Genomic DNA, 23,897 nt, shown 5'->3' on the forward strand with positions numbered 1-23,897 from the left:
CGCTGTAGAAACCGCCCCGCCAAAGAACGACGGGGCAGTCGTCAGCCTTCCCTTAGAAATCGTACCCCACCGTCGCCACCACGGAGCGTTCCGCCCCCCAATAGCAATAACCGGAACCATAACAGGCCGCAACGTATTTCCGGTCGGTCAGGTTGTTCACGTTTAACTGCACATAAGCGCCTTTCAGCGACGGATTAACGCTGTCCAGATTCATCCGTACCGAAGCATCCACCAGCGTCACAGAAGGAATGCGTAACGTATTTTCATTATCCGCCCATTGCTTGCCGATATAACGTACCCCAGCGCCAACATCTACGCCGTAGGCAGCAGCATATTTACCCCACAGTGTGGCCATTTGGTCCGGGGCCAGATACGGCGTATTGCCGTTGTTACCGTCAATCGCATCTTTGAACTTCACCTTGTTGTAGGTATAGCCTGCAATCAGATCGAAACGTTCGGTGATCTTGCTGCGAGCCTCCAGTTCAATTCCCTGAGAATGTACCTTGCCGGCGGGTAGATAATAACTTTGCTGCACCACACGGTTGGCGACATCATTCTGTGTCAGATCATACAGCGCCACGCTGTAGATTGATGAACTGCCCGGTGGCTGGTATTTCAAGCCCACCTCGTATTGCTCACTGGTACTCGGCTTGAGCATATGGCCGTTCTGATCGGACAGCGCCTCTGGCGTCACTGCCGTGCTGTAACTGGCGTAAGGTGAGAAACCGCTGTCAAAGCGGTACAGCAACGAGGCGCGGCCGCTAAAGTTATCGTCGCGACGTTCATCACTGGTGCCGGTATTAAGCACCGTATTTTTTGACTCTATACGGTCAAAGCGGCCAGACAGGTTCAGATACCAGTTCTGCAGGCTGATTTCGTCCTGCAGATACACGCCGGTCTGCTGATAGTGACGTCTGGAGTCGGTATGCGTCAGATTGGTCAACCCCGCACCACCGGACACGCCGGTATAAGGATTCAGTTCAGAGGCTCCGGCAGACTCGTCCCACAGGTTATTACGAAAGCGCTGGTAATCCAGACCCAGCATCACCCGGTGATCCAGCGGCCCGGTGGCAAAGTCAGCTTCCAGCTGATTGTCGACGGCGAAAGCATCCAGTGAGGTCGCCGAGCCGCTGTAATAGCGGTTCAGCAACTGATGGTCCTGATCCCAGCCAATCTGATACACCTGCTGCAATTCAACGTTGGAATGGGTATAGCTGGCATTTTGTCGGAATGACCAAACGTCATTAAAGCTGTGCGAGAAGGCATAGCTGTAGATCTGCTCCCAGCGTTTGAACACGTTACGGCTACTCTCGCCGTCAAAGAATCCGCGCCCCAGCTTGTCGCCTGAGCTGGAATAGAGGCTGCCATCTGCCGGAACTGCACTGTGATAACCGCCGGACGGATCCTTTTGCAAATAAGCTTTCAGCAACAATGAGGTATTTTCATCCGGCTGCCACAGCAATGACGGCGAAATGGCATAGCGCTCTTCGCGCTGGTGGTCATACATGGTGTCGCTGCTGCGCGTCATCCCGGTCAAACGATAAGCCCACTGGTCCGACAGTGGGCCGGTCACATCAAAAGCCGCGCCCTTGGTGTCGTTATTGCCCGCCGAGAGGTTAACCTGCCCTTGCGTGGCAAACTGCGGCCGCTTGGAGGTCAAGGCCACCAGCCCACCCGGAATGCTTTGCCCATACATCACCGAAGACGGCCCTTTGATGACGTCGATACGCTCCAGAAACCAGGGATCAACCTGCAAGGCATTATAGGTGCCGCCATCGCTTAACAGACGCAAGCCATCGAGGAAGGTGTTATTAACATCTCCGCCGTGGAAACCACGCAATGCAATGGTGTCATAGCGTGTCGCACCGCCGGAGAAATTGGTGAAAACACCCGGGGTATATTTCAGTGCATCATTCACCGTCTGGGTGTTCTGATCGGTCATCTGTTGGCGTGTAACCACCGAAACGGACTGCGCCGTCAGGATCAGCGGCTGGTCGGTTTTAGTGGCTCCCTGACTGGTCGTTGCTTGGTAACCCTGGGTTGCAGCCTCAGCCGTATCGGCGGGTTTGGCGGTGACCACCAGGGTATCTTCAGCTAACGAAGTCAGTGGCAGAAACATCGCGAAAGCGCATAAAACACGCGACCGTTTGACAGAAAAAAACATTGGCATGCCGGTAATCCCTGGTAAGTATCATTAAACCGCACCCGACAGGGGCCCCGTCAGCAACGCTGGCTGACGAAGGGGCGAAGGAACTATCGGTATTGCGCATGTAAAGAAAAGGAAATATTAATGATAATTATTATCTTTATCGATAAAGAATTTCAAGTATGAGCAAACTTTTTATGAGCGGGCAAAGTAATTGACCGCAGGGAAAGGACCGGGCTGAGTGTGAAGTATTATTCTGAAAATCAATAACAAAAAAATTCCAGCGCCAGGCTGGCATACAAACTGGAAGCAATGTGAGCAATTTATTGCCAGTACAGGCAGCGCATAAGGAGACAATCCTCTAACCTTTACTGGTGATTGAAAGTGATAACGACTATCATTATCCTTCATAAGGCGCTTTCCATCTACCCCTTTCGGCAGTAGTTGGTGGTGTTCACCGAGACTTTCTGACGAACCAGGTATAGAGACGCCCCGCTCCCAGCAGAATGAGCGCCAGCAGAATATTCGCTATAGCCCACAAACTTAATGCGTATATAAAGGTTTGATAGAGGGGAATACCACGGGCAGCGCCGAACGGATTAAAATGCCAAAAGCGAATAATGGTAAACGGGTTTAGATTTAACCAGTTGAAAACGATAGCCACCAGCACCGGCGGTAGGAAAAAATAGAGTCCCAGGGTGATTATCAGCAGATACACTGCGGCGCGATCGTTTTTATAATCTTTCATATCAGTAAATTACCACCACAAATCAATTTAAAAACACCCTGAACATTGCGGTTTAAACAGACCTGACAAGTGCTGATTAGTTCCAGGTTTAGGGTAAAATAAAGCCTGTTTGGCGTTTAAATTTCATTTAGATTTTGGATGTTATAACGCTAGTCAGCTCAGGAGGCTCCAATGATACCGGACTATTGCCCAACCCCGCCCACGCCCAAAAAACTCAAAATCACCTATGGCTGGTATATATATACCATCTATGCACAGTTGATCTTTAATATCTATTTGGCGGTGTATAACGGTTGCGTCAGACGCCCGATTGAAACGCCACTGATCTCCGTGGGCCACAGCGTTTTCATCGCGTTTATCCTTTATCATGTGTTGAAAAAACGCACGCATTTCGCCTGGGTGATGCTGGCCTATTACATTTTGATGAGGTTGTATTACGCCAATGTACTGCATATCGAGTTCAATGCGTGGAGTCGTGGGCTGGTGTTTATTTTTCTGACGCTGTTGCTTACCGGTACGGTGGCCGTAGGCCAACTGGCTACCCCACCGCTGCGCCAGGATTGGTTGGCGCGCTTAGGATGGCGACAGTGGACAACCTTGGCCGCGTTGTCCGGCTTACTGACACCTTTGATCACCACCGATTATCTTGGCTGACTGCCGGCATTTACTTTGGGATATGCGGCTCCGAGATATCGACCAGACGGCACACCTTGGTGTAGTTATTGGATTTCTCACAGATCTTATCAGTGACAAAAATACCAAGGTAGCCTAGTACCACCAGATACCCAGCCATGCACAAAATGAAGATAAGCGTTCTCACCGATTAGACCAACCTGACAACAGAACCCTGAGCATCATACCTTGGTTACCCTGTTTTAAACTATTTCTAAGTATTTCATAAATCCGCTGGTCATCTCAGCCTCGTGAATGTTATGTTATTACATATCAAAACATTTTACATAGACGCATCAATGGAAAGCCAAACCCCACCGTTACTCGCCGTAGAACACCTGACGCTGTCGCTTGACGGTGAGGTCAAAATTCACAACCTGAATTTCACTCTGTATCCCGGCGAACGAGTGTGTCTGCTTGGCGCATCGGGCTCAGGCAAATCCCTAACTGCCGCGGCCATTTTGGGAACATTGCCCAACAACGCACAAGTCAGTGGCTCAATCCGAGTTCAGGGTCAAGAAATCAGCGGTCAACGGTTGCAACTGCGCAAACGACCTGCGTTGGCGGCTATTTTCCAGGATCCCTTCACCGGTCTCAATCCCCTGACCCGCGTAGGCCAGCAGTTAATCCTGGCGTTACGCGGCCAGAGCAAGATGAAAACACAACAGGCACAACGCTGTGCCGCCGAGTTGCTGGCCGCATTAGGCTTGCCGCCAGAGCTCATAATGGCCCGCTATCCCGGCCAACTGTCAGGTGGCCAGTGCCAGCGGGTCTGCGCAGCACTGGCATTGGTGGGTGAGAAAAGCCTGCTGATCGCAGATGAACCCACCACCGCACTGGATATGGTCAGTCAACATCAACTGATCGCTATCCTGAAGCGTTACACCGAACGCCCCCACGCCCCGGCATTGCTGTTTATTACTCACGATCTCACCGTCGCCGCCAACCTGTGTCAGCGAGCCATTGTCCTGGTGGCGGGCGAAATTGCCGATCAGGGGCCGTTCGAACAGTTACTGCATCACCCTGCTCATCCCTATACCCAGCAGTTGGTTGCCACGGCACAGTGCCCAACCTTCGACCAGGCATCACCGTTAAGTCTGGCCGGTTAACGAGATGAATAACATGTCAGTCAGCAGGACGCTGCCCTTTATCAGCCTGCAACAAGTCTGTCGGCAATATTCAGCACAGTCCGGCGGGCTGAAACCCACCGACCTGAATCTGTACGCGGAGGATCGCGTCGGGTTGGTGGGCTGCTCAGGTGCCGGTAAATCCACCCTGCTTAAATTGTTGCTGGCTCTGGAGATAGCGGACGCCGGTCATGTTCATTGCCAGGGTAGCGCAGTCCGCCCAGCCCCAGCGCACCGTTTGCGTTGGTACCGGCGATTGGTGCAGTACGTGCCGCAAGATGCCCATGCTTCACTCAACCCTCGTCACACGGTAGCCGAACTGATTATCGCCCCTCTGCGGCAACTTGCTCCTTCTCAGGATTTGGGTATCACCGCCGAACGGGCATTGCGACAGGTTGAGCTGGAGGAGCGTCTGCTTTACATCCGCCCAGGCCAGCTTTCCGGCGGGCAGGCGCAACGGGTGGCGCTGGCGCGAGCTATTGCGCTGCAACCCCGCTTTTTAATCGCCGATGAACCGGTCAGCGGTTTGGATCTGCCGCTGCGTCAGCAGATCATCAGCCTGCTCGATCGGATTGCTCGTCAGCAAAATATGGGCATGCTGCTTGTCTCCCATGATATTTCGCTGGTCGCCGCTTTATGCCAACGCACATTGGTGATGGAGTGCGGTGCCATCGTGGAAGATCGCCCAACCGCTGAGCTGCTGAACAGTCCACGGCATGCCGCTACCCGCGATCTGATCGCCGCAATCCCATCACTGCCCACCCTTTTCCAGCCTTGATATTCTGAGGAATACTTCATGTTGAACCCACGCTTTATTGGTCCCACCGGCTGCCTGCTTGCCGGCAGTTTGCTGCTTGGCGGCTGCTTTGACCCTACACAACCGAAAGAAAGCACCAATGAAGAACGACGCATCCGGCTGGCCATGCTACAACCGCCTCGTTCCGGGCTCACGCCACTGAGCGATGACGCGTTTAAACTTTCTCGCTGGAGCAATGCTGAAACATTGGTCGTGCTGAACGCCAACGGCGATGCTGAACCGGCATTGGCCACCGAATGGCAGCAAATCGATCAACACCGCTGGCGCTTTGTGTTGCGCCCGGGAGTCAGCTTCCATGACGGTAGCGTTATGACGGCGCAGAGTGTCGTACGTTCACTTTCGGCGGCAATGAACGCCGCACCAAAACCTCGCATCCTTGACGGCGTTGAGTTATCCGTCAGCACAGAAGACGATCACACCCTGCTTATCTCTACTGCGGTGCCCGATCCTCTGCTGCCGCAACGGCTGTCCAGCCCACAATTGGCCATCCTCGCCGAGCGAGCTTACGCTGCCAACGGCGTGGTTAATCCCTTGCAGGCCGGGACCGGTGCCTTTGTACTGACAGAAATCAACGGAACCAGCAGCGCGCGGCTAAACCGTTTTGACAGCTACTGGGGCGAAAAAGCCGCAGCGCCAGGCATCGACGTCAGCTTTGTGCCGGACAGCGCAGCCCGCGCCGCCGCGCTACGCACCGGCAGTGCCGATTTGGTTGAAGCACTGCCCGTATCACAGCTGCCCTTGATTGCAGCAGAACTGATCCATGAAGTGCCCATGCCACGCACCAACACGCTGTATCTGAACACCCGGGTCGGGGTCTTCCGCGATCCGGCGGTGCGTGCTGCGGCGGCAGCGGCCATTCAGCGCCAACCCCTGGTGGATAACGTCTACGAGGGCCGTGCCGATGTCGCCAGCGGGCTACTGGGCCCAGCGCTGCCCTGGGCCGCACCATTGCGACAGCCGCAGCCCCTGCTGCCAATTACGGCGCTGAAGGGAAAAGCCATCACCCTGGCCACCTTCAGCGATCGCGCCGAGTTGCCGGAGGTCGCGGTTTATCTGGCGCAACAGCTCAGCGCCGCCGGTTTTGTGGTGAAACAGGAAGTGCGGGAATATGCACATATTGAAGCCGATGCGCTGGCGGGCAAATTCGACGCGTTTATTCTGTCACGCGCCACGGTGCTGGACTCCGGCGATCCGCTGGCCTACATGTACAGCGATTTCGCCTGCCAGGGTTCGTTCAATATCGCCCAACTGTGCGACCCGCAGGTGGACGCAGCCCTGATCTACGCCGCCGCGATCCCGGCCGGTGCCTCCCGACGTCAGGCGATCATCGCAGCAGAAAATCGTATTCTGGCGACCCATGCGGCGATCCCTTTATTGCATGAACGAGTGATCCAGGGGGAGGCCGCAGCCATGAAGAACGCCGAACGCGACCCGCGTGAACGCCTGCTGGTGACACCACGCAGCCGGATCGCCAGCGGACAGCCCTGATGACACTGGCACAGCGGCTATTACCATTGGCCTCACGCCTGTTTGCCCTGCTGGCAATGATAACGCTGGTCGGCCTGATGCCCTGGCTGTCCGGTCGCGATCCGGCGCTCAGCCTGCTGCGGGCCCGTTCGGCTGAACAGGAGGCCACGCCAGAAGCCCTGAACGCCATTCGGCAGCGCTTTGGTCTGGACGACGGGCCGCTGATATTGCTTGGCCGCTGGTTTAGCCGGCTGTTGCACGGCGATGCCGGGAACTCCTGGATCTCCGGCCGTCCGGTGCTGGAGGGGATGCTACAGGCAACCGGGGTTTCTCTGACATTGATGGGCTACGCGTTGGCAATAGCGCTGCTGGTGGCATTGATGCTAGCGTTGCCAACCCTGTGGCGCGGCATACAGGGTGACCCTCACCGTCCTGCCGGGGTTCTGGCAGTGACGCTGACTGCCCTGCCCGAGTTTTTGCTGGCGGCGCTGTTGCTGATTGTCGGTGCCGTCTGGTTAAAATGGTTTCCTCCCTATGGCTGGCAAAGCCTAGGACATGTCGTGCTGCCAGCCCTGGCGTTAGGCTTGCCGGCCGGGGGCCTGCTGGGTCTGTTGTTCAGTGACGGCCTGACCGCCACCTTCAGCGAACGCTGGCTGATCACCTGGAGCCTGGCCGGCATCTCCCGGCGGCAGCGTCTGCTGGCGGTGTTACGTCGCACACTCCCCGCCCTGTTGCCACAAATCGGTTTGGTGCTGGTGGGGCTTACCGGCGGTGCCATCGCCGTCGAGAAAGTGTTCGCCATTCCCGGCCTGGGTAGAGCAACATTGGGTGCCGCCATTGCGCAGGACCTGCCGGCACTGCAGTGCGGCATTCTGATCCTGTTGTTGATTGCCTTCAGCGCCGGGCTTCTGGCACAGGGTGCGCATTATCTGTTGCTGGGCCGGATAGCGGCAAGCTTGCCCAATTCGGCACCGCCGCAGCACAACACTAAAATCAGTTACCTTTTCGCCGCCGGCGCCGCGCTGTTGTTATGTCTGCTGGTGCTGAGCGGTATCATCCGCGATCCGCTCTCGTCACTGCATATCCGCCTGCAACCGCCGAGCCTGGATCTGCCCTTCGGCGCGGACGCCACCGGCCGCGATATTCTGGCACGCGTCGCTTACGGTGCGCTGAATACCAGCCTGCTGGCGCTGGCGGTCAGCTTCGCGTCGCTGTTCCTCGGGATAGTGTTCGGGCTGATGCCACGTCTGATGTGCGGGGTGATTGAACTGACCAACGCTACACCGCCAATCGTCGCTGGCCTGTTAGTGGTCGCCATTAGCGGCCCTTCAGCCTACGGTGCCGCCTGTGCGGTGATGTTGGTCAGTTGGGCTCCGCTGGCCGCCCATTGTGCTTCGTTGTTGGCGGAAGCCCGCACGCAGCCCTATATCCGCATGTTGCCGGTATTGGGCGTCGGCCGATGGCGCACGCTGACCCACTACCTGCTGCCGGCGCTCTCTGCTCCCCTGCTGCGCCACGCCATGTTGCGTCTGCCGGGCATTGCGCTGGCGCTGGCGGCACTGGGTTTTCTTGGTCTTGGGCCGCAGCCACCCAGTGCAGAATGGGGGCTGGTGCTGGCGGAAGGCATGCCTTATCTCGAACGGGCGCCCTGGGGAGTCCTGGCACCGGCGATCGCACTGATATTACTGGCAGTGCTCGCAGTAACGCTGGCAAATACTGCCGGTAACCGTCGGGGCTGACGGCGCATCCTCGCCCGGTTTGTAGTAACATTAGGCGATACTTCAACCTGCCAGGAGACCCCATGCACCACCTGATGTTAGATATTGAAACGCTGGATATAAAACCCAGCGCGGTGATCCTGGTGATCGCCGCCGTGTTTTTCGATCCCAAAACCGGTCAGCTCGGAGCGGAGTTTGAAAACGCCGTCAGCAGCCAAAAAGATCAGCCTGGCAGAACCATCAGCCTGGACACCGTTACCTGGTGGGCGAAACAATCAGACGAAGCGCGCAAACTGGCTTTCGGTGGCACAGAGAGTCTTAAACGCGCGCTAACCAACCTGAGTCGGTTTATTCATATGAACAGCACCGACAAGGTCAAAGTCTGGGGTAACGGCAAGGAGTTCGATTGTACAATCCTCGAGCATGCCTTCCAGCAACTGGAAATGCCTTGCCCATGGAAATTTTGGGATACGCAGGATGTGCGCACGGTGATCACCCTGGCCGAAATGCTGGGCTTTAACCCCAAGAAAGAACGGGCATTCGAAGGAACGCCTCATCGGGCATTGGATGACGCCAAACATCAGGCACGCTATGTGGCGGACACGGTATCGGCACTTTACTATCGCAAAGCCCCTGTACCCTGAATAGAACAAGACTGGCATCCCCTTGGCAGGCTTATGCTTTGCCTCTTTCCATTTAGCGCCAGAATCTCTACTCTAGCCCTCTTTGTCACTTGGATGTGCTGTTTTTGTTATGCAAAAATTTCTGTTTCTGCTTCTTAGCCTGGTGCTGCTCGGCCCGCTGGGTATCGATCTCTATCTGCCGACTATCCCCGCTATCGCTCTTGGCCTTAACAGCAGTGAAGCGCTGATCCAGTCCACCATTTCCCTGTTCATCCTGGTGCTGGGCCTTGGACAGGTTATCGCCGGCCCGCTGGTGGATAACTACGGCCGTAAACCAGTGGCTCTGGCCGGCATTGTGATCTACATGATTGGTGCAGCCATGGCGGCGCTGGCCACCACGCCAACCATGTTTGTGGCCTCACGCCTGCTGCAGGGTGTGGCGGTCTGTTGCACCGCCGTAGTGGCATTCAGCGGCGTGCGCGATCGGATGAACGGCGACGATGCGGCCCGTGCCTTTGGTTTTCTCAACGGCACCTTGAATATTATTCCTGCTCTGGCACCGCTGCTTGGCGGACTGCTGGCAGAAGCCTTTGGCTGGCGTGCGCCGTTCTGGTTCCTGGTGTGTTATGCCCTGGCCGTGCTGGTACTGATCGCCCTGCGTCTACCGGAAACTCGCCCGGCGGATACGGTGCGCGTCAAAGGGTTGCCGGTGCGACAATATGCCCGCATCGCCCGCGATCGCCGCTTTCTGTCCTTTGCCGTGGTCAACTCCGGTGCCATGGGCATGGCGTTAACCTACGTCTCACTGGCGCCCAATGTGTTAATGGGCACCGCCGGGCTGACGCCGTTGCAATTCTCGCTGGTGTTTGGTGCCAACGGCTTTTGGATCATGCTGGTGAGTTTTTTCGCCAACCGTATTATTCACAAGGTCGGACGTCCGGTCTGCCTGGCGACCGGCGGAATTTTGATGGGTGTCGGTTGTATCGGATTGCTGCTGGGCGTGTCCTTGCTGTCCGGCGCGGCACAAACCCATTGGCTGGCTTATATGTTGCCGGTGGCCTGCGCCTGCGCCGGGCTGGCCTTTGTGATGGGCCCGGCAACCAGCTACGCGCTGGAGCCGTATTCCAATGAGGCCGGGGTGGCCTCTGCGTTGGTCGGTTTTGTGCAGATGGCCGGCGGTGCAGGCCTGGGCTTATTGGCGATGGCACTGCCGTTGCAACCCAAGCTGTCGTTGGCGCTGGTTATGTTGGTGGGTTGCCTGCTGGCACTGCACGCACGGCAGCGCAGCAAGCAAATAAAAGGTCAGTTGAAGAAAATTGCCTGAGGCTTATGCCTCGGTGATGACCGGTACTCTGGCGGCCAGGGCCGTCAGTAATTCATAACCCAGCGTGCCTGCCGCGGCGGCGACATCGTCAACCGGCAGGCGTCGCCCCCACAGCTCTACTTCCGCCCCAATACCCGCATCTGGGCAAGGCGTCAGATCAACCACCAGCATATCCATCGAAACCGTGCCTAGCGTTCTCGTCAGCACACCCTCTACCCAGACTGGTGTACCGGTCTGTGCATGGCGAGGATAACCGTCGGCATAACCACAGGCCACCACACCGATACGCTGCGCACCCTCGGCGCGGTAACGCCAGCCATAACCAACCTGGTCGCCGGGCTTCAGTGTTTGAATACCAATAATTTCGCTACTCAGCGTCATGGTCGGCTGCAGACCGCTGGCGGCAATATCGCGCGATTGGCCGCTCGGTGAAGCACCATACAGTACGATACCCGGTCGTACCCAGCTGCCATGCGTTTCCGGATGCCACAGCGTGGCGGCCGAGTTGGCCAGACAGCGTGGCAAAGTGATACCCGCTGCAGCCTGTTCAATGGTGGCCATTTGCGCCTCAACGCCCTGTGGGCCGTCAGCGGTGGCGAAATGACTCATCAGCGTCAGGCTGGCAATATTGCCGATCGCCTGAGCTTTCATCCACACAGAGTGCAAACGTTCCGGCGCAAACCCCAGACGGTTCATCCCGCTGTTCACTTTAAGGTAAACATTCAGCGGTGCAGAGAGTTTGGCTTCGGCGATCGCCGCCAATTGCCAGTCACTGTGTACCGACGTCGTTAAACGATAGTGATCCAGCAGGGCAATATCCTGCGGTTTGAAAAACCCTTCCAACAGCAAAATCGGTCCTTGCCAGCCGGACTCGCGCAGCAAAATGGCTTCGGCGAGATCCAGCAAGGCAAAACCATCGGTCTGCGCCAGACTGCGCCAGACATGTTTAATACCATGGCCATACGCGTTGGCCTTGACCACCGACCAGACTTTGGCGTTAGGGGCAAAACGACGAACCACCTGCAGGTTATTTTCAAAGGCGCCAAGGTGCAACGTGGCGGAAATCGGGCGAGGCATGGGCACTCCTACGGGCTGGCGAATACAGTCACGGGCCAACGCCCGTGACAATAACATGATAAATCAGGATGTTTAACGCGCGGGATGCACATCGTTCAAGGGGCCGGTGTAGAGGCTACGAAATCCGGCGCTGTAGCGCGCCACCCCCAGGTCGTCTGAAGGAATGGCCGGGGTGATACCGGAAATCAAATCGGATAGCAGCTGCCCGGAGCCACAAGCCATGGTCCAGCCCAAAGTGCCGTGTCCGGTATTCAGGAAAAGATTTTTCAGCGAGGTCTTGCCGACAATCGGCGTACCGTCCGGCGTCATCGGGCGTAAACCGGTCCAGAAGGTCGCATCGCTCACCCGTCCACCGTTAGGGTAAAGATCGCGTACTACCATCTCCAGTGTCTCTCGCCGCTTTTGCTCCAACTGAGTATTAAAACCAACAATTTCCGCCATGCCGCCGACGCGAATACGTTGATCGAACCGGGTAATGGCAATTTTATAGGTTTCATCCAGCACGGTTGAGAACGGTGCCGCAGACTCATCGGTGATTGGAATGGTCAGCGAGTAGCCTTTCAACGGATAGACAGGGATCGACACCAGATCGCGTAACAGCGCAGTCGAATAAGAGCCAAAGGCCACCACGTAGCTGTCGGCTTTGAAGATTTCACCGCCGCACTGCACGCCGCTGATCTTGTCCCCTTCCACCAGCAGGCGATCAACGCTGCGGTTATACAGGAAGGTCACGCCCGCCTGCTGTGCCAGTTTGGCCAGTTGCTGGGTAAAGAGTTGGCAGTCACCGGTTTCGTCGTTAGGCAGTTGCAGCCCGCCGGTCAGCTTATGTGCCACCTGCGCCAACGCAGGTTCAACGCTGGCCAACTGACTGGCTTCCAGCAGTTTGTAGGGCACACCGGCATCTTCCAATACCGCGATATCTTTGGCCGCACTTTCAAACTGTTGCTGGGTACGGAACAGTTGCAGCGTACCGCCCTGTCGGCCTTCGTACTGAATACCCGTTTCCTGACGCAGCGCCTTGATACAGTCACGACTGTATTCCGCCAAGCGCACCATGCGCCCTTTATTGGTCATGTAGTGTTCGGTATTGCAGTTTTTCAACATCTGCCACATCCAGCTCAACTGGAAGCTGCTGCCATCTAGACGAACCGCCAGCGGCGCATGGCGTTGGAACATCCATTTAACCGCCTTCAGCGGGACGCCAGGCGCAGCCCAGGGAGCCGCATAGCCCGGAGAGATCTGTCCAGCGTTCGCCGCGCTGGTTTCCATCGCCGGACCGGGTTGACGATCGATCACCGTCACCTCATGGCCCGCTTTCGCCAAATACCAGGCACTGGCAACCCCTACCACTCCACTACCTAAAATTACCACTCGCATCGCTGACTCCAGCTCAAGGCATCACAAAGCATAATCTTCTGCTCACAGGAAATTAACTCAGTGGAAAAATCCGTCCAACATCTTCGTCAATAAACGTGACAACATTCACATTTAATTTATCGTTCATGGCTGGGTCTTTTGCAATAGCTACCTATAAATAGCGATAAGATGTTGTGAAAGGCCAGTTTTAGAGCGAAACAGCGGCTAATATGATGTCAATGATAGCATTGCTATCGACAAGAAAAGCCAGGGTACGCAACAGGGATTTAACAGAATATAAAAATGAAACAGCGCCATCAATACAGAATATAAAACTACAAAAACCGCATTTATCTAAGATAACGTTTTGCAGACATAAGAACCTGCTTCAGCAGAAAAAACTCGCTGTAAATTCGTCCTGGCAACACAATGGGAAGATCCTTGAGGCAGATCGTTGAATTTTTAAGCTTTATATCATTATTACCTCTGCGCAGATTGAGCTACGATTGATACAGGGTCTGCCGTTCGAGCAAGGTCCGTAATAACGAGGGTGCGCTGATGACTACTTCAACACATGATAAGGTCAAGGAAGATAAACGTCTGAGCGATGGACCGGACTGGACGTTCGAGTTGCTGCAGGTGTATCTGGAGCACATCGATCGCGTAGCCAAACATTACAAGCTCGACACCTACCCGCATCAGATCGAGGTCATTACCTCAGAGCAGATGATGGACGCTTATTCGAGCGTCGGCATGCCGATTAACTACACCCATTGGTCGTTCGGTAAAAAATTCATTGAGACCGAGCAGCGCTATAAACATGGGCAGCAGGGCCTGGCCTATGAGATCGTGATCAACTCCAACCCCTGTATCGCCTACCTGATGGAAGAGAACACCATCACCATGCAGGCCTTGGTGATGGCGCATGCCTGCTACGGGCACAACTCCTTCTTCAAAAATAACTACCTATTCCGCAGTTGGACCGACGCCAGTTCGATCGTCGATTACCTGTTGTTCGCCCGCCACTACATCAGCCAGTGCGAAGAGCGCTACGGCGTTGAAGAAGTAGAAAAGCTGCTCGACTCTTGTCATGCGTTGATGAACTACGGCGTAGATCGCTACAAACGACCACAGAAAATTTCACTGGTCGAAGAAAAAGCCCGCCAGAAAAGCCGTGAGGAGTACCTGCAAAGCCAGGTGAACACGCTGTGGAAGACCCTGCCACGGGTTGAACGTGAAGAAGCACCAGAACAGGCGCGGCGCTATCCAAGCGAGCCGCAGGAAAACATCCTCTACTTTATGGAAAAAAATGCGCCGCTGCTGGAGCCCTGGCAGCGTGAAGTTTTGCGTATTGTGCGCAAAGTGAGCCAGTATTTTTATCCGCAGAAACAAACGCAGGTAATGAACGAAGGCTGGGCCACATTCTGGCACTACACCATCCTTAATCATCTGTACGACGAGGGCCGGGTAACCGAACGTTTTATGCTGGAGTTTTTGCACAGCCATACCAACGTGGTATATCAACCGCCTTATAACAGCCCTTATTACAACGGTATTAATCCCTACGCTCTGGGCTTTGCCATGTTCCAGGACATCAAGCGTATCTGTCAGTCGCCAACCGAAGAAGATCGTTACTGGTTCCCGGATATCGCCGGTAAAGACTGGCTGGAAACACTGCACTTCGCCATGCGGGACTTCAAGGATGAAAGCTTTATCAGCCAGTTCCTGTCACCGAAAATCATGCGTGATTTCCGGCTATTCACCGTGCTGGATGACGATCGCAATAATTACCTGGAAATTGCAGCGATCCATGATGAAGCCGGTTATCGTGCGATCCGTGAAGAGCTGTCGGCGCAGTATAACCTGAGTGACCATGAGCCGAATATTCAGATCTGGAATGTGGATTTACGCGGGGATCGCTCGTTGACGTTGCGCTATATTCCGCAGGACCGTGCGCCGTTGGACAAGAGCCGGCGTGAAGTGATGAAACACCTGCACCGCCTGTGGGGTTTCGACATTATTCTGGAACAACTGAACGAAGATGGCAGCGTTGAGCTGCTGGAACGTTGCCCACCGCGACCGACACCGCTGTAAGATCAGTCCATAACAAAGGGGCGCCATTGGCGCCCCTTTTGCTTAATGCGGGTGATAGTGTTAGCGGCGGGCTTCGGTCAGATCGCTTGGCATAGTGCCTTGCATGCTCTGCCAGATGGCACCGCTATCTTTACCGTAGTTACGCACGCAATCCATTACCTGATCGTACGACTTATCATGGCACAGCGTTGACAGCTTGCTATAGAAAGTCAGCGCCAGCTTGCGGGATTCCGGGTTTGAGAAATAGTAGCGGCCAACGCGTGTATATAAGCCTTTCAGACCGTTGAAGATCAGACCGTAAATCGGGTTGCCGGAGGCAAACGCCAGACCACGGAAAATTTCGTAGTCCAACAGGTTGAAAGCGTCCGTCTGATCTTCCACTTGGGTGGCTTTCGCCAACACTTCCAGAGCGGCTTCAGGATGGTTACGCACCGCTGCGCGAATAAAGATCGCCGCAATATTGGTACGAACCGACAACAGATTGTCGATCAATTGTGGGACGCTCTGATGATCGAGGCGTGCCACCGTCTCAAGGATATTGAGGCCGGAAGTTTCCCAGAAATTATTTACTTTGGTCGGTTTACCATGCTGAATGGTTAGCCAGCCATCACAGGCCAGGCGTTGTAAAACCTCACGTAACGTGGTGCGCGTAACACCAATCAGTTCTGAAAGCTCACGCTCCGCGGGCAAAATAGTGCCAGGAGGGAAGCGATTATTCCAGATACTCTCGATAATGTATTCTTCCGCGAAACCGGCAGGACTCTGCGCCTTTATGACCATGTGTTTGACGTTCCGTAGCGACGATAATCAGTAATAGTAGTCGGCTGATCATACCAGATCGCTATTGCATGACCTAGCGTGAGCGAAAAACATTGAACGAAACTGTGCATAAAGTGGCAAAAAACCTGCAAAAACACCGCATAGAGAAATTTCTCGTCGTAAAGCAAGCCCGTATTGCATCTGCCCCGGCGGCATTGTTAGGCTAGTATGAGACAACTTATTTTCAGGACGTGTAATTCATAATGGAAACAACCTTACGCAGTGCCTTGGTAAAAAACTTCCTCGGGCAATCACCTGACTGGTACAAACTGGCCATTCTCATTTTCCTGGTGATCAATCCACTGGTTTTCTTCCTGGTCGATCCGTTCATTGCCGGTTGGCTGTTTGTGGTCGAATTTATCTTTACTCTGGCGATGGCGCTGAAATGCTACCCCCTGCTGCCGGGTGGTCTGCTGGCCATTGAGTCGGTACTGATTGGCATGACCAGCCCCGATCGGGTGGGCGAAGAAATTGCCCATAATCTGGAAGTGCTGCTGTTGCTGATCTTTATGGTAGCCGGCATCTACTTTATGAAGCAGTTGCTGCTGTTCGTGTTCACCAAACTACTGCTCAACATTCGCTCAAAAATGCTGCTTTCTTTGGCATTCTGCTTTGCCGCGGCGCTGTTGTCAGCTTTCCTCGATGCGCTGACGGTGGTTGCAGTGGTGATCAGCGTCGCAACCGGATTTTATTCGATCTACCACAACGTGGCTTCAAACCGTTCTGACGGCAATACTGACGTCGGTGACGACAGCACACTGGTCAGTGACGATCACAAACAGACGCTCGAACAGTTCCGCGCCTTCCTGCGCAGCCTGTTGATGCACGCCGGGGTCGGTACCGCACTGGGCGGCGTAATGACCATGGTGGGCGAACCGCAGAACCTGATTATCGCCAAAAGTGCCGACTGGGGATTTGTCGACTTCTTCCTGCGTATGGCACCGGTTACCCTGCCGGTGTTTGTCTGTGGCCTGTTGGTTTGCCTGCTGCTTGAACGCTTCGGTATCTTTGGCTACGGGGCAAAACTGCCGGAACGCGTCCGTGAGGTGCTGACCGAGTTTGACCGTCAGGCCACCGCAGGACGCAGTAAACAAGAACAGGTCAGATTGGTGATTCAGGCGCTGATCGGCATTTGGTTAGTGGTAGCGCTGGCCTTTCATCTGGCGGAAGTAGGCCTGATAGGTCTGTCGGTGATCATCCTGGCCACTTCTTTGTGCGGCGTAACCGATGAACACGCCATCGGCAAGGCATTCCAGGAAGCGCTGCCCTTTACTGCCCTGCTGACGGTATTTTTCACCGTGGTGGCGGTAATTATTGAGCAACACCTGTTCACGCCGATTATCCGGTTTGTTCTGCAGGCAGAACCCTCTTCACAACTGGCGCTGTTTTATCTGTTTAACGGCCTGCTGTCTTCGGTATCTGACAACGTGTTCGTCGGCACGGTCTATATCAATGAGGCACGTGCCGCGTTTGAAAACGGTGCAATCTCCCTGAAGCAGTTCGAAATGCTGGCGGTCGCCATTAACACCGGGACCAATCTACCGTCAGTTGCTACCCCGAATGGTCAGGCGGCCTTCTTGTTCCTGCTGACCTCCGCGCTGGCACCGCTGGTGCGTTTGTCTTACGGGCGAATGGTGTGGATGGCTTTACCCTATACTGTGGTATTAACGCTGGTAGGTCTGCTGTGCGTACAGTTTACTCTGGCACCGATGACTGACCTGTTAACGGAGTGGCATTGGCTGACACTGCCAGCGATTGAAGCCGTTGCACATTAACCCGGTTAACCTGCCCCGCTGCCAGCGACTATTTTTGTGCTGAATCAGGCTCAGGTAGCTGGCAGCAGAGTTGAATTGGTTTACACTGCCAGTTCAATTGCTTACTGCATGGAAGAATAAATATATGTTGCAATTCTTTAACCGCTGCTCGCAGGGGCGCGGTGCTTGGCTGTTGATGGCCCTGACTGCGCTGGTGCTGGAATTAGTTGCTCTCTACTTTCAGCACGTAATGCTGCTGCAACCCTGTGTAATGTGCATTTATGAACGCTGCGCGCTGTTTGGCATTCTGGGCGCCTCGTTGCTCGGTGCCATCGCGCCGAAAACGCCACTACGCTATGTCGCTATTCTGCTGTGGATTTACAGCGCCTGGGAAGGCCTGCAACTGGCATGGAAACACACCATGATCCAACTGCATCCTTCGCCATTCAATACCTGCGATTTCTTCGTCAGCTTCCCGTCCTGGCTGCCGCTGGATAAATGGCTGCCGGCGGTGTTCCACGCATCCGGTGACTGTTCCGTGCGCCAATGGGAATTCCTGACGCTGGAAATGCCGCAGTGGTTGGTGGGTATCTTCACGGCTTATTTGATGTTCGCCATTATCGTGTTGATCGCACAATTTGTCCGCCCGCGCCGCCGCGACCTGTTTGGTCGTTAAGCCTGAGCGAATAAAAAACGGCGCCTCAGGGCGCCGTTTTTTATTGAATTGCGGATGCTATGCAGAGATATAGCGACATTAAGTGTGTGTAAGGTAATAAACGAGCACTATCAGCGCCCCAGCCACGGCAAACAGACGTATCATTTTCATTATTGTACTCTCGGAACTTAGCGTGAGAGCGGTCAAACTACCTAACCTTCTGTATAAAAAGAAGCATTCGGATGGGATTTGGTGCGTAATTTACATAACATTAAGTTGGGGGAGTAAAAAACCTTATTCGCAGGAGTACAACCCCATTTTATCGACCGTAAATCGTAATACAGTGGAACGACTCATCTCCTCCTCACTCGCTTCATACAAAAAAACTCATCATAGTGATGCATTATTGCATCAATATTTTGATGAAGTTATGCCAAAAAATCCTTATAGTATCCGCAAGTTAATAGTAACGATTTCCCTGGTGTTGTTGTGTGTCTTGCCCCTCTTCTTTGCAGGGGCTTTTTTCTTTATCTCGCCCAGCTTGGTTTGTTCATGATGTGATCCTGCCAGTCCACCACTTCGCTTTCGCGTACCGCAATGTGGCGCACAGTAATACGTTCACCGTGCATCGCCGCCTTTGAGCCGCTAACCAATGGGTGCCAAGAGAACAGGGGTTTGCCTTCGCCAATCAGGCGATATGCACAGGTCGGGGGCAACCAGTCAAACGTCGTGAGGTTCTCGCGCGTCAACTTGATACAATCTTCTTCCAACTCAAAGCGACGTTCATAGTTGCGGCACTGGCACGATTTAATATTCAGCTGGTCACAGGCTACGTTGGTGAAATAAATCTCGTCGGTATCTTCGTCGATCAGCTTATTCAGACAGCATTGCCCACAACCGTCGCACAGCGATTCCCACTCTTGTTCTGACATTTCAACCAGCGTTTTTTGTTGCCAAAAAGGGGTTTGTGACATGTTCGCGTCCGGTATAGGTAAATGAATAGATAACCTGCGTACAGGTTTTGAGGGTGCACTATATAGATATCCCAGCCAAATGGAAAGACTGAAAACACAATATAATCATAGCGATAACAAAACAATCGCTTAAAAAAAATGCTATTTAAAACAACATCATTCAACATTCCGCGGCGTGACTATCCACCGCTTGTGCTTTGCTTCCTGCGGGGAGAAATAGCGCGTTTATCGCTTAAATATACGTACTAATCACAGGTCTATCACCTTTTCGTTTTATCCCCAGATTATCGCCAACCGATACTTCAATTCACCGGTAAGATTCATCTTATAACGCACGATTTGCCGCCAGGTACGACATAATCCTGCTATGTTTAATGTTCGCCTTTAGAACCGAGATAAGGAGCCAAGTATGTTTGGAAAAGCAGAAGACAAGGTTAATGAAGCGGCCGGCGCCGTTGAGGAAGCCTTTGGTAAAGCAACGGACTCGCCGGATCATCAGGTTAAAGGCGCAGCCCGCAAATATGCCTCTCAGGCCAGCTACGCGGCTCGCGATGCGGCTGATACGGTGCGGACTCAGGTTGAATCCAACCCACTTGCCGGCGTGGCAATCGCCGCTGCAGTCGGGATTGTTTTCGGTTTCTTGCTGGGCCGTAAATAAGCACTTTGCCCACCCCGAACCGAAGAAAAAGACAAAAGGCCCCATGGGGCCTTTTTTAGTGCGTCTTGCCAGGCTTTAAATCACGCGAGTCGTTAATGATTTACCGTTGAGTGTGATTTTCAGCATGTCGCCTGAGCTCATCGGGCCAACGCCTTGCGGAGTACCGGTAAGAATAATGTCACCTGCGCGCAGCGTGAAGAAGCGGCTCATATAGCTGATCAACGGCAGGATCGGGGTGATCATATCGCGAGTATTGCCCTGCTGACGCACCTGGTCATTGACCGTCAGTAACAGCTCGGCATTTTGCGGATCGCCAAACTCTGCCACCGGAATAAAACCGGAGATCGGGCAGGAGCCGTCAAAACCCTTGGCTTTTTCCCAAGGCTGCCCCGCCTTCTTGAACCCCGCCTGCAGTTCACGCAGCGTCAAATCCAGCGCAACACCGTATCCGGCGATGGCACGCGCCACGCGATCTTCATTCGCTTGTTTTAACGGCGTGCCGATCAGCACCGCCAGTTCCACTTCATGATGAACCGACCCGAACTCTTTTGGGATCGCCACCGGCTGGCGGATATCGCACAGCGCCGTTTCAGGCTTGATAAATACGACCGGCTCTGCCGAGGTTGCACTGCCCATTTCCTTAATATGGTCGGCGTAGTTGCTGCCGACGCAGACCACCTTATTCACCGGAAAATCAAGTAATGAACCCTGCCAGTCTCTATGTTGATACATACCGCTTCTCCCTACAATCATGTAGGGGCTTAGCATGCTAAGCCCGTTATCCCACGCATTGGTGGAGGTACCGTGACCCTATTTTATTGCCCGATACCGTCAGCCATCATACCCACAGCGATAGCAAAATAGTAAGAGCGATTCCAGTGCATGATAGTGCGAAAATTGTCATAAACCATGAACGCACGCCCCTGCATATCATCCGGCGTAATAACCCAGCTGCGCAGTGTAGAATGCGGTAAGGCTGAACCATCCGCACGACGTATGCCACGCTTTTGCCATTCATTGACGCTGTGCGCCTGGCGATCTTTCAGTCCCAGACTCTCGCTGCTGAAACCGGCGGGCAGTTTAACTTCCCTGCCCCAGCCAACCCCCGGTTGCCAACCTTCACTCGACAGATAATGGGCTGCGGAGGCAAACACATCGTCAACGTTATTCCAGATATCAATACGGCCATCGCCGTCACCATCTGCCGCGTAGTTCAGGAACGACGTTGGCATAAACTGGCACTGGCCCATTGCCCCGGCCCAGGAGCCTTTTAGCTGTTCGCGGCTGACATGCCCTTGTTCGAGGATACGCAGCGCTGCCATCAATTGTTGACTGAAGAAAGCCTCACGACGCCCTTCAAACGCCAGGGTAGCAAGCGCAGATATGACATCTTCGCGGCCCTGGATCTTGCCGAAGGCGCTTTCCATCCCCCACAGCGCTACCACATAGCGCCCTGGAACACCGTAGCGAGCAGTAATACGCGTCAACTGCGGCTGATATTGTCGATAGAGGGAACGGCCCTGCGCGATCTTGGTCGCTGGCAATACGCGTTTAAGGTAATCATCCAGCGTGATTTTCTTTTCCGGCTGATTGCGGTCCGCCTTGATCACCCGATCAACAAAATGCACGTTGGCAAAAGCACTGTCGACGATAGCCGGGCTAATGCCCTGCGCCAACGCCTGACGTTTCAGTTGCTCAACATAGACCGGGAACTGCGCGGGGTCACGGCCGGTTTCAGCCAACGTACTCTGCACAGGCGCAGCAGTGGCACCCGGTGATGCAGTCTGCGCCATCACCTGCGGACCGGCACTCAGCATCAGCAGAACCACTGTCGTTGTCTTCGCTGCTCCTCTCATCACGCAGCTCCTTTGTCGGTTTGGGGTTACTGATCCAGCGTAGCCCCTGCACGCCAACGACGGTTATTTTTTGTCGGCAGACAGATGCTGGTTTAATAAATTTTCCAACGGCGGTGGAACCTGCAGATAAAACCCTTCATCCTTCAGGGCCTCTTTCACTTTCTCAATATCTGCCGTGGCTAATTTTTCCCTTCCTTCAAGAGAAAGCACCATCGCCAATTGTGGCGAACCGAAACTTTTCATCAGATCTTCCGGCACTCGGGAGAAATCGTCTTTTTTTTCGACATAAAGATAAGTTTGATCGCGTTTAGGGCTTCTATAGATCACACAAAGCATGTTTTTAACTCTATTTAATTGGGGCAGCGTCTTGCCTGGATATAACTCTGACTATAACATGCTTATAGTACTTCGGAATATCGCACCCCGATTGGTATTCCGGGGATTTAAAGTTGCTGAGACTGAGTCAGGATAGATGTCACAATCGCCAATTGAGCTAAAAGGCAGCAGTTTTACCCTATCGGTTGTTCATTTGTATAATTCGGAACCCGAGGTAATACGTCAGGCGTTACTGGAAAAAGTCGAGCAAGCGCCCGCTTTTTTGAAAAACGCCCCTGTTGTTATCAACGTTGCAACGCTGAACGGCGATGCAAACTGGAAAGAACTTCAACAGGCTGTCGCGGCAGCAGGGCTGCGCGTTGTGGGTATCAGCGGTTGCAGAGATGAGCGGCAAAAACGCGCGATAGCCCGTGCCGGGTTACCGTTGCTGAACGAAGGTAAAGGCCAAAAGATGGCCGCCCCGGAAGCGGCGTCCGCGCCAGCCCCGGTGGTGGATCCCAACGCCCCCGCCAAGACGCGCATCATTAGTGCCCCTGTCCGTTCCGGCCAACAAATTTATGCCCGCAACAGCGATCTGATAGTGACCAGCAGTGTCAGCGCCGGCGCCGAATTAATTGCCGATGGCAATATTCACGTTTACGGCATGATGCGCGGTCGTGCGCTGGCCGGTGCTTCAGGTGATACGCAGTGCCAGATTTTTTGCACGCACCTGGGTGCTGAGCTAGTCTCTATCGCAGGGCAGTACTGGTTGAGCGACCAAATCCCGTCCGACTATGTCGGGCAGGCAGTACGACTCAGCCTGTTGGATAACGCTTTAACCATACAACCTTTAAATTAAGCCCTTTTGACAAGGAATCCATTTCATGGCACGCATTATTGTTGTTACATCGGGTAAAGGGGGCGTTGGCAAGACCACTTCAAGCGCGGCCATCGCTACCGGCTTAGCCCAAAAAGGTAAGAAAACCGTGGTAATCGATTTCGATATCGGTCTGCGTAATCTTGACCTGATCATGGGCTGTGAACGCCGGGTTGTTTACGATTTCGTTAACGTTATTCAGGGTGATGCCACGCTGAATCAGGCGTTAATCAAAGACAAGCGTACCGATAACCTGTTTATCTTGCCTGCTTCGCAAACGCGCGATAAAGATGCACTGACCCGCGAAGGTGTTGAAAAGATCCTCAACGATTTGGGTGAGATGAATTTTGACTTTGTGGTCTGTGACTCTCCGGCAGGTATTGAAACCGGCGCGCTGATGGCCCTGTACTTCGCTGATGAAGCCATCATCACCACCAACCCTGAAGTCTCCTCAGTACGTGACTCTGATCGTATCCTGGGCATTTTGTCGTCCAAATCCCGTCGTGCTGAGCGAGGCGAATCGGCGATCAAGGAACACCTGCTGCTGACTCGCTATAACCCGGGGCGCGTTAGCCGTGGCGACATGCTGAGTATGGAAGACGTGCTGGAAATTCTGCGCATTCCACTGGTCGGCGTTATCCCGGAAGACCAGTCCGTGCTGCGGGCCTCCAACCAGGGTGAACCCGTGATCCTTGATGCTGAATCCGATGCCGGCAAGGCCTATGACGATACCGTTAGCCGCTTGTTAGGGGAAGAACGCCCCTTCCGCTTCATTGAAGAAGAGAAGAAGGGTTTCCTGAAACGCCTTTTTGGGGGATAA

At 54.1% G+C, this 23,897-nt stretch carries 22 protein-coding genes; 13 read left to right on the forward strand and 9 right to left on the reverse strand.

The genetic code is table 11. From position 1 onward, the window contains the following. Positions 1 to 52 precede the first annotated feature (52 nt). Positions 53 to 2,170, reverse strand: coding sequence for a TonB-dependent siderophore receptor (locus tag F8R23_RS05120; RefSeq protein WP_151415345.1), 2,118 nt, complete (start codon positions 2,168 to 2,170; stop codon positions 53 to 55). A gap of 430 nt (positions 2,171 to 2,600) precedes the next feature. After that, positions 2,601 to 2,894: a hypothetical protein gene (locus tag F8R23_RS05125; protein ID WP_129934471.1), complete on the reverse strand. Its 294-nt coding sequence runs from the start codon at positions 2,892 to 2,894 to the stop codon at positions 2,601 to 2,603. Between the two features lie 171 nt (positions 2,895 to 3,065). Here F8R23_RS05125 and F8R23_RS05130 point away from each other — a divergent pair, with 171 nt between their 5' ends. The 7 genes from F8R23_RS05130 (at position 3,066) to F8R23_RS05160 (ending at position 10,642) form a co-directional block, all read left to right on the forward strand. Beyond that, positions 3,066 to 3,548 carry a hypothetical protein gene (locus tag F8R23_RS05130; protein WP_151415347.1) on the forward strand — a complete coding sequence of 161 codons (483 nt, stop codon included), beginning with the start codon at positions 3,066 to 3,068 and terminating at the stop codon, positions 3,546 to 3,548. Positions 3,549 to 3,865: 317 nt separating this feature from the next. After that, positions 3,866 to 4,675 (forward strand): ATP-binding cassette domain-containing protein, encoded by an 810-nt coding sequence (locus tag F8R23_RS05135; protein WP_151415349.1) that lies wholly within the window; start codon positions 3,866 to 3,868, stop codon positions 4,673 to 4,675. Positions 4,676 to 4,688: 13 nt separating this feature from the next. Beyond that, positions 4,689 to 5,471 (forward strand): ABC transporter ATP-binding protein, encoded by a 783-nt coding sequence (locus tag F8R23_RS05140; protein ID WP_390901287.1) that lies wholly within the window; start codon positions 4,689 to 4,691, stop codon positions 5,469 to 5,471. An 18-nt stretch (positions 5,472 to 5,489) separates the two neighbouring features. Continuing rightward, positions 5,490 to 6,998 (forward strand): ABC transporter substrate-binding protein, encoded by a 1,509-nt coding sequence (locus F8R23_RS05145; RefSeq protein ID WP_151415352.1) that lies wholly within the window; start codon positions 5,490 to 5,492, stop codon positions 6,996 to 6,998. After that, complete coding sequence (locus F8R23_RS05150; protein WP_151415354.1) at positions 6,998 to 8,716, forward strand: ABC transporter permease subunit; 1,719 nt, start codon at positions 6,998 to 7,000, stop codon at positions 8,714 to 8,716. Before F8R23_RS05145 ends, F8R23_RS05150 begins: the two co-directional genes overlap by 1 nt. Before the next feature lie 62 nt (positions 8,717 to 8,778). Then, positions 8,779 to 9,339 carry a 3'-5' exonuclease gene (locus tag F8R23_RS05155; RefSeq protein ID WP_151415356.1) on the forward strand — a complete coding sequence of 187 codons (561 nt, stop codon included), beginning with the start codon at positions 8,779 to 8,781 and terminating at the stop codon, positions 9,337 to 9,339. A 109-nt stretch (positions 9,340 to 9,448) separates the two neighbouring features. Beyond that, entirely contained in the window at positions 9,449 to 10,642 is a 1,194-nt protein-coding gene (locus tag F8R23_RS05160; RefSeq protein WP_099064245.1) for a multidrug effflux MFS transporter, read from the forward strand. A gap of 3 nt (positions 10,643 to 10,645) precedes the next feature. Here the strand turns inward: F8R23_RS05160 and dadX are convergent, their stop codons facing one another. After that, the gene (gene dadX / locus F8R23_RS05165) at positions 10,646 to 11,719 is read right to left on the reverse strand and encodes a catabolic alanine racemase DadX (protein WP_129934464.1); all 1,074 of its coding nucleotides are present in this window, start codon (positions 11,717 to 11,719) and stop codon (positions 10,646 to 10,648) included. Positions 11,720 to 11,791: 72 nt separating this feature from the next. Beyond that, positions 11,792 to 13,096 (reverse strand): D-amino acid dehydrogenase, encoded by a 1,305-nt coding sequence (locus F8R23_RS05170; protein WP_129934463.1) that lies wholly within the window; start codon positions 13,094 to 13,096, stop codon positions 11,792 to 11,794. Between the two features lie 537 nt (positions 13,097 to 13,633). Here F8R23_RS05170 and F8R23_RS05175 point away from each other — a divergent pair. Continuing rightward, the gene (locus tag F8R23_RS05175; protein WP_129934462.1) at positions 13,634 to 15,169 is read left to right on the forward strand and encodes a SpoVR family protein; all 1,536 of its coding nucleotides are present in this window, start codon (positions 13,634 to 13,636) and stop codon (positions 15,167 to 15,169) included. Between the two features lie 60 nt (positions 15,170 to 15,229). On the opposite strand, the gene fadR is transcribed toward F8R23_RS05175, so the two are convergent. Next, positions 15,230 to 15,949: a fatty acid metabolism transcriptional regulator FadR gene (gene fadR, locus F8R23_RS05180; protein WP_151415357.1), complete on the reverse strand. Its 720-nt coding sequence runs from the start codon at positions 15,947 to 15,949 to the stop codon at positions 15,230 to 15,232. A 242-nt stretch (positions 15,950 to 16,191) separates the two neighbouring features. Between fadR and nhaB the strand changes: the two genes are divergently transcribed. Both nhaB and dsbB read left to right on the forward strand, forming a co-directional pair. Beyond that, positions 16,192 to 17,763 (forward strand): sodium/proton antiporter NhaB, encoded by a 1,572-nt coding sequence (nhaB, locus tag F8R23_RS05185; protein WP_099064254.1) that lies wholly within the window; start codon positions 16,192 to 16,194, stop codon positions 17,761 to 17,763. Positions 17,764 to 17,887: 124 nt separating this feature from the next. Continuing rightward, positions 17,888 to 18,418 carry a disulfide bond formation protein DsbB gene (dsbB, locus tag F8R23_RS05190; protein ID WP_085117123.1) on the forward strand — a complete coding sequence of 177 codons (531 nt, stop codon included), beginning with the start codon at positions 17,888 to 17,890 and terminating at the stop codon, positions 18,416 to 18,418. Between the two features lie 506 nt (positions 18,419 to 18,924). Here the strand turns inward: dsbB and F8R23_RS05195 are convergent. Next, on the reverse strand, positions 18,925 to 19,371 hold the full coding sequence (locus F8R23_RS05195) for a YcgN family cysteine cluster protein (RefSeq protein ID WP_129934395.1): 447 nt from the start codon (positions 19,369 to 19,371) through the stop codon (positions 18,925 to 18,927). A 409-nt stretch (positions 19,372 to 19,780) separates the two neighbouring features. Here F8R23_RS05195 and F8R23_RS05200 point away from each other — a divergent pair, with 409 nt between their 5' ends. Then, entirely contained in the window at positions 19,781 to 20,029 is a 249-nt protein-coding gene (locus F8R23_RS05200) for a CsbD family protein (protein WP_012145476.1), read from the forward strand. 75 nt (positions 20,030 to 20,104) lie between these two features. On the opposite strand, the gene F8R23_RS05205 is transcribed toward F8R23_RS05200, so the two are convergent. The 3 genes from F8R23_RS05205 to F8R23_RS05215 all read right to left on the reverse strand — a co-directional run bounded on the left by F8R23_RS05205 (position 20,105) and on the right by F8R23_RS05215 (position 22,221). Next, positions 20,105 to 20,761 carry a fumarylacetoacetate hydrolase family protein gene (locus F8R23_RS05205; protein ID WP_112348407.1) on the reverse strand — a complete coding sequence of 219 codons (657 nt, stop codon included), beginning with the start codon at positions 20,759 to 20,761 and terminating at the stop codon, positions 20,105 to 20,107. Positions 20,762 to 20,844: 83 nt separating this feature from the next. Continuing rightward, on the reverse strand, positions 20,845 to 21,885 hold the full coding sequence (locus F8R23_RS05210) for a lytic murein transglycosylase (protein WP_151415358.1): 1,041 nt from the start codon (positions 21,883 to 21,885) through the stop codon (positions 20,845 to 20,847). 63 nt (positions 21,886 to 21,948) lie between these two features. Further along, positions 21,949 to 22,221, reverse strand: a complete 273-nt coding sequence (locus tag F8R23_RS05215; RefSeq protein WP_129934393.1) for a YcgL domain-containing protein — start codon at positions 22,219 to 22,221, stop codon at positions 21,949 to 21,951. Positions 22,222 to 22,357: 136 nt separating this feature from the next. Here F8R23_RS05215 and minC point away from each other — a divergent pair, with 136 nt between their 5' ends. Beyond that, positions 22,358 to 23,059 carry a septum site-determining protein MinC gene (gene minC / locus F8R23_RS05220; RefSeq protein ID WP_129934392.1) on the forward strand — a complete coding sequence of 234 codons (702 nt, stop codon included), beginning with the start codon at positions 22,358 to 22,360 and terminating at the stop codon, positions 23,057 to 23,059. Positions 23,060 to 23,084: 25 nt separating this feature from the next. Then, positions 23,085 to 23,897: a septum site-determining protein MinD gene (minD, locus tag F8R23_RS05225; RefSeq protein WP_012145481.1), complete on the forward strand. Its 813-nt coding sequence runs from the start codon at positions 23,085 to 23,087 to the stop codon at positions 23,895 to 23,897.

This window comes from Serratia proteamaculans, from assembly GCF_008830365.1.
Taxonomy (GTDB): Bacteria; Pseudomonadota; Gammaproteobacteria; order Enterobacterales; family Enterobacteriaceae; genus Serratia; species Serratia proteamaculans.

Bases quoted from the DNA above. Each gene is read 5' to 3' on its own strand.
- fadR (WP_151415357.1), bottom strand. From the start codon at position 15,949: ATGGTCATAAAGGCGCAGAGTCCTGCCGGTTTCGCGGAAGAATACATT.
- F8R23_RS05130 (WP_151415347.1), top strand. From the start codon at position 3,066: ATGATACCGGACTATTGCCCAACCCCGCCCACGCCCAAAAAACTCAAA.
- F8R23_RS05135 (WP_151415349.1), top strand. From the start codon at position 3,866: ATGGAAAGCCAAACCCCACCGTTACTCGCCGTAGAACACCTGACGCTG.
- F8R23_RS05150 (WP_151415354.1), top strand. From the start codon at position 6,998: ATGACACTGGCACAGCGGCTATTACCATTGGCCTCACGCCTGTTTGCC.
- F8R23_RS05120 (WP_151415345.1), bottom strand. From the start codon at position 2,170: ATGCCAATGTTTTTTTCTGTCAAACGGTCGCGTGTTTTATGCGCTTTC.
- F8R23_RS05175 (WP_129934462.1), top strand. From the start codon at position 13,634: ATGACTACTTCAACACATGATAAGGTCAAGGAAGATAAACGTCTGAGC.
- F8R23_RS05125 (WP_129934471.1), bottom strand. From the start codon at position 2,894: ATGAAAGATTATAAAAACGATCGCGCCGCAGTGTATCTGCTGATAATC.
- F8R23_RS05155 (WP_151415356.1), top strand. From the start codon at position 8,779: ATGCACCACCTGATGTTAGATATTGAAACGCTGGATATAAAACCCAGC.
- F8R23_RS05210 (WP_151415358.1), bottom strand. From the start codon at position 21,885: ATGAGAGGAGCAGCGAAGACAACGACAGTGGTTCTGCTGATGCTGAGT.
- dsbB (WP_085117123.1), top strand. From the start codon at position 17,888: ATGTTGCAATTCTTTAACCGCTGCTCGCAGGGGCGCGGTGCTTGGCTG.
- F8R23_RS05200 (WP_012145476.1), top strand. From the start codon at position 19,781: ATGTTTGGAAAAGCAGAAGACAAGGTTAATGAAGCGGCCGGCGCCGTT.
- minC (WP_129934392.1), top strand. From the start codon at position 22,358: ATGTCACAATCGCCAATTGAGCTAAAAGGCAGCAGTTTTACCCTATCG.
- F8R23_RS05145 (WP_151415352.1), top strand. From the start codon at position 5,490: ATGTTGAACCCACGCTTTATTGGTCCCACCGGCTGCCTGCTTGCCGGC.
- F8R23_RS05215 (WP_129934393.1), bottom strand. From the start codon at position 22,221: ATGCTTTGTGTGATCTATAGAAGCCCTAAACGCGATCAAACTTATCTT.
- minD (WP_012145481.1), top strand. From the start codon at position 23,085: ATGGCACGCATTATTGTTGTTACATCGGGTAAAGGGGGCGTTGGCAAG.
- F8R23_RS05195 (WP_129934395.1), bottom strand. From the start codon at position 19,371: ATGTCACAAACCCCTTTTTGGCAACAAAAAACGCTGGTTGAAATGTCA.
- F8R23_RS05170 (WP_129934463.1), bottom strand. From the start codon at position 13,096: ATGCGAGTGGTAATTTTAGGTAGTGGAGTGGTAGGGGTTGCCAGTGCC.
- F8R23_RS05205 (WP_112348407.1), bottom strand. From the start codon at position 20,761: ATGTATCAACATAGAGACTGGCAGGGTTCATTACTTGATTTTCCGGTG.
- nhaB (WP_099064254.1), top strand. From the start codon at position 16,192: ATGGAAACAACCTTACGCAGTGCCTTGGTAAAAAACTTCCTCGGGCAA.
- F8R23_RS05160 (WP_099064245.1), top strand. From the start codon at position 9,449: ATGCAAAAATTTCTGTTTCTGCTTCTTAGCCTGGTGCTGCTCGGCCCG.
- dadX (WP_129934464.1), bottom strand. From the start codon at position 11,719: ATGCCTCGCCCGATTTCCGCCACGTTGCACCTTGGCGCCTTTGAAAAT.
- F8R23_RS05140 (WP_390901287.1), top strand. From the start codon at position 4,689: ATGTCAGTCAGCAGGACGCTGCCCTTTATCAGCCTGCAACAAGTCTGT.